Origin of the sequence: Streptomyces hirsutus (assembly GCF_001418415.1) — a bacterium.
In the GTDB taxonomy this organism is placed as follows: Bacteria; Actinomycetota; Actinomycetes; order Streptomycetales; family Streptomycetaceae; genus Streptomyces; species Streptomyces hirsutus.
In genome coordinates this window covers 1-4,847 of record NZ_LIQT01000082.1, presented here as the reverse complement: position 1 = coordinate 4,847, position 4,847 = coordinate 1, and the positions used below count along the sequence as shown (strand labels likewise).

General features: G+C 71.2%; 4 protein-coding genes. 3 read left to right on the top strand and 1 reads right to left on the bottom strand.

Annotated elements, in window-relative coordinates:
* From AOK11_RS07650 to AOK11_RS07640, 3 genes are all read left to right on the top strand, one after another.
* Positions 1-612, top strand: a 612-nt coding sequence (locus AOK11_RS07650; RefSeq protein WP_478501586.1) for a bestrophin-like domain, incomplete at its 5' end; no start/stop codon positions are given.
* Positions 613-804: 192 nt separating this feature from the next.
* Positions 805-1,179, top strand: coding sequence for a hypothetical protein (locus AOK11_RS07645; RefSeq protein WP_055592882.1), 375 nt, complete (start codon positions 805-807; stop codon positions 1,177-1,179).
* Between the two features lie 245 nt (positions 1,180-1,424).
* Complete coding sequence (locus AOK11_RS07640) at positions 1,425-2,744, top strand: phosphatase PAP2 family protein (protein WP_055592881.1); 1,320 nt, start codon at positions 1,425-1,427, stop codon at positions 2,742-2,744.
* Positions 2,745-3,356: 612 nt separating this feature from the next.
* On the opposite strand, the gene AOK11_RS07630 is transcribed toward AOK11_RS07640, so the two are convergent.
* On the bottom strand, positions 3,357-4,823 hold the full coding sequence (locus AOK11_RS07630) for a hypothetical protein (protein ID WP_420902973.1): 1,467 nt from the start codon (positions 4,821-4,823) through the stop codon (positions 3,357-3,359).
* Between the last annotated feature and the right edge of the window lie 24 nt (positions 4,824-4,847).

Here is a 4,847-nt window from a genome sequence, read left to right as displayed (position 1 = left end):
GCACTCTCGCTGGCCAGCGAGGCCGGCTACCTGCGCGCAGCAGAGGGGCTGGTGAGCGACGAGGCGGCCGCGGCCTCCCGCCTGGCATGGGCGGCGACAAGTCCGCGAGTCCAGTCGGAGCCGATCCATGCGGCGCTGCTGGACTACTTGCAGACCACGCGTGCCAAGGAATGGAAGAGTCCAGCAGCGGCGTTGGGTGACGACCCGGCCACCGCTCGCGCGATCGCAGGGCTGGAGCGAAGCGTGCGCGCCGAGGCAGCCCGGCCCGAGGTGGGAAGCACGACAGGCACGGAGCTGGTGGTCTCCCTGGACGACGTCACCAATAGTCGTCGCGCCCGCATCGCGGCCGCCTCGCGCGAGGTTCCCACGCTCTACGTGGTCACGCTTGTGGTCAGCGGACTGGCCTTGATCGTGAACTCCGGCGCACTGGTCTTCCGCAGCAGCCTGCGAACGTCACTGCTCATCGTGGGTGTTGCGAGTGTGGTCGGGCTGAGCCTGGCGTTGCTCTTCGCACTCAGCGCGCCCTGGAGCGGACCGTTGATCGTCAGCGGGCATCCACTCGACGCCGTCATCGGGGACCTGAAGTCCGGCTTCTTCCACGGCGGGCCGTAGGCGGCGGGCGCGACCAGTACGCCGACCCCTGCCCGGACTCTTGGTCACATGAGTCATGTATAGGACAACTGCTACGATCCGGCCACTTGTCCGGGGGACGAATGTCGCCCGTCGCAGGTTCGTGACCTGCGGCTCAACGGCGCGCCGCACAAGCCCCCAAGCTTTCGCCCGCCCTTCCCGGAGAGGACCCGCATGGCCAGACGTGCGCTCGTACGCGGCGCCGCCGTTTCCCTCACGCTCGCCATGGGCCTCGGTCTGCTGACGGTCGGTACCGCGCACGGTGAAACGGTCGCGGAAGAGGCGGTCCTCCCCGCCGCCACGGCCATGCTTCCCAGGACGGGCCTGCTGAGTGCGGGGCCCTCCGGGTTCCTCCGCTACGCGTACGGGCGCGGTCGCCCGTGGACGACCTACTACGGCGTCGACACGGTCGTCGACGCGTCCGCCACGGACGTGTCCGGCCTCCCGGAGTTCGGCGCGGACTCGGATGTCGTCGCCGACTACGACCAGTCCGACCGTGTAGTGACGCTGCGGGACATGACGACGTCCCGCACCGGAGCCGGGGGGTGACGCGCGGGACGACGACGGACCCGCCGCAACCCGGGCCGTGCTCTTTCCGTCCTGCTTCGAAGGGCAGTCCTTCGTAGGGGAAAAGCGGTTCCGGTCGGAAGATGACGAGCGAAACCCGACCTGGCATGACCAAAATCTAACAAAGTGGCCAAGAGTTGAGATACATACCACCGCGGGACTTTCCGCGAATAAACCGAAGGACCGCGTTCTCCGTGGGGCGTCGACCACGCGCGAGACTCTGGGCCGTGGCGGGTGTCGCGGCCCTCGGATTCCTCATTGCGCTGGAGTTCGCCGCGCGTCGCCACGGCCTGCAGGGGCCGATCGCCAACCAGGTGCGAGAGCTGATATTCGCCCCCAAGTCGGGCAGCCTGCTGTACGCCGCCATGGCGTTGATGATGGTGGTCCTCACCTGGCGGCAACGGTTCATCGCGGTGGGTGCGGCGATCGGTATCGATATCGCCTTCTCGCTGGTCCGGTGGGCGGTGGACGCCGAGACGACCGGCGGCCACCCCTTCGGCAACGGCGCGTTGTGGGTGATCCTGGGCCACGCGGTCATCGCGGTCACTCGCCGCACCGGCCGGGAACGTGTCCTGCTGCTGAAGGGCGTCGGGCTGGGCCTGCTGCTGGTGGCCGGCCGCAAGACCGGCGACACCTGGCTGCTCCTCACCTCGAAGACCCGCCCGACGGTGCTCGACCAGTACGTGGCGACAGCCGATCACGCGCTGGGCGATCCGTCGTGGCTGGTGGGCCGGGTCGTCACCGCCACCGGCCCCATCGGCTTCAACGTCCTCGACGTCGTCTACGGTCAGCTCGCGGTGGCCGCGGTCATCGTCGCGCTGTATCAACTGCGCGGCGTGGCGGTCGAGCGCCGCTTCCCGGGCCATCATCTGGTGCGCACCTTTCTGGTGATCGGCCTTCTCGGGCCGGCCTTCTACATGATCTTCCCGGTGGTCGGACCGCTCTTCGCCTACGGCACCGGCACCGAGTACTGGGCGACGGTCAGCCTGTGGTCGCCGGACATTCCGTCCAGCGAGCACTGGGCGGTGGCCGACCTGTGGCCGCGGACGCCGCCGCCGATCAGTACCCCGCACTCCATGCCCTTCGACGGGATCACCCCACGGAACTGCATGCCCAGCCTGCACACGGCGTGGGCTGTCGCGCTCTTCATCCATTCCCGGAAGGGCCCACGCGTTCTGCGGTACGCAGGCACGTTCTGGCTGATCGCCACGCTCACCGCAACGCTGGGATTCGGCTACCACTACGGCGTGGATCTCCTTTCCGGCGTGGTGTTCGTGCTCACGATCGAGGCGGCTCTGCGGTCGTTCGACCGCGGCTGGGATCGATCAGGGATCCGGCTGGTCGCTTACGGAGCAACGGTCTTCGCTGCGCTGTTGGTGTCCTACCGCTTCCTGCCGTTGAAGATGGCCGAGCATCCGTGGGTGTCCGGACCCCTGCTCGTGCTGGCGATGACCTCAGTGGTCTACGGCTACGTACGGACCACCACAGCGTGGGAACCGAGGGCCGCACCGACGCGACAAGCGGAACCGCAACCAGAACCGATCTGAATCGTGTCGCACCAGGTTGTCGGCTGCGCGCCGCCCGAGTGGGGCCGGGGTCGGCGTCACAAGGGCACCCGTGCCCTCGTCGAGCCGTGCGCCGAGCGTGTCGGCCTTCGCGACTGCGGCGTTGCCCCTGACATGAGGCCGTAGCCGGTGACGCCGGCAGTCATGGTGCTCCGGTACAGGAACGCCATCCCGCCGAACACGCGCTCCTCACTGACTTCCGGGTCCGCTGCCCGGCGTTCCCGGATCCGTTGCGTGAATCCTTCGTCGTGCGCCGCCGTCCTCCCGACCTCTGCCACGAGTCTCGCTTCGAGGTCGCACAGGCCCTTGGCGGGGGTGGCGCCGACCTGCCGGGCCGGTGGCGGTGCCGCCGGCCGGTGGAAACCTCCCTCCCCGTCCCGCACATGGGTGCGGGCGTGAGTGCCGCGTGAGTGCCGCGCGGGTGGGGCTCGAAGAGGTGGGTGACGTGCGGGGGCACCGGGCCGGCCACGGAGAGCAGGTCCGGCAGCCGTGGCGGGTCGTGCGCGGCGACGCGTTCGGGCGCGGGGCAGGAAGCGCCCGGCCGGCGCGTCGATCGTCATTCATGGCCTCGGACTGCTGCCTCCTCGGAAGCGGTCACCATCGGGTGAGCAGCAGATGGTTGAGGAGCAGGGCGAGCAGTGCCTGGGCGGTGAGCCAGGCGCGGACGGGGGTCCCCTCTGCTCGTGGGGGTCCCCCCTGTTCGAGCAAAGTCGAGAACTCGGGGGAGGAGCCGGGACCTCGGGGGAGGGGGAGGAACGCGCAGGCCGGGAGCAGCCACAGGGTGAAGGGCAGCCAGATGCGTTCCGTCTCCGCCTTGCTCATGCCGGACAGGTCGGCGACCAGCAGGGCGAGGAGGGCGGCGGACACGAGGAGTGCGAGGCGGGTCTCGGCCGCCCGGTCGGGGGCGTCGTGGCGGCGGCGGACGAGCACCGCACCGGTCCGCCGCAGGCCCGCCGCCGTCGCCAGGCCCGTGACGAGCACCGTGCAGGCGAGGTTGGCCCACACCCAGTAGCCGTAGGGACGGATGCCGCCCACGCCCTGGTGGTAGCGCGTGCCCAGCAGGTGGTAGGCCTCCCACCAGTTGAACCCGGCGAGTGCGAACGCCGTCGGGACCACCGCCAGTCCGGCGAGCAGGGGCACCAGCAGGGCGGGGCGCCCCCGGATCCCGTGCCGGCCGAGGACCATGACCGCCGCCGCGATCAGTGCGACGAGCGTGAGGCCGTACGACAGGTAGCAGGTCAGGCCGAACAGCAGCCCGGACGCCCCCGCCCACCACAGGGACCGTCCGGTGACCGCCAGGGCGAGCAGCGCCACCGCCCACGCCGCCACCGCCGCGAAGTACGCGTCGGCCGAGGTGCCCATCCACACGGCGGCCGGGGCCAGGACGAGGAAGGGCGCCGCCCTTCGCGCGAGTGCCTCGTCGGCCAGGGCGCGGATCGTGACCAGCACGGCCGCGCAGGCCGTCGCCCCGACGGTGATGCACCACACCCCGGCCCAGCCCCCGCCCCGCAGCCCGATCCGGTCGAGCAGGACGAAGGTGAGCGTGGCCGCGGGCGGGTGGCCGGCGATGTGGGCGGGCCAGTGGTCGGGGGAGCCGAGCAGGATGTGCTGGGTGAAGTCCCGCAGCGCCGCCGGGATGTCATGGAAGCGGTCGACGGCCCGGAGGTACTCGTGGGGGGTGGTGAGCCGGACGGCGATGCCCCGGTGCCAGCCGTCGACCAGGGCGAGGGAGGAGGTCCACGCCAGGGACGTGCCCCACGTCAGGGGGACCAGGGCCCGCCAGGGGAGACGGGCCGCGAGGGCGGGGCCGTACGCCACGGTGGCGATCGCCACCAGGACGGCCGCCGGAGTGCCGGGGCCGAGGTGGGGGCCCCAGGACGCCAGCAGTGGGGGCCAGTCGGCGAACAGCGTACGGCTGGTCCCCTGGATGTGGCGGCCGACCAGCACGGCCGCCGTCACGAGCAGCACGGCGGCCCCGGCGGCGTACAGGTCACGGCTCGGGCCGCGGGGCACGCCGGAGTGCGCTGCGCCGGGCTCGGCGGAGGGCGGGGTGCGGTTCACACCGGAACGCTAGGCCGCGCGGCC

Excerpts from the sequence above, each read along its gene's own strand:
- AOK11_RS07645 (WP_055592882.1), top strand. The coding sequence starts at position 805 with ATGGCCAGACGTGCGCTCGTACGCGGCGCCGCCGTTTCCCTCACGCTC.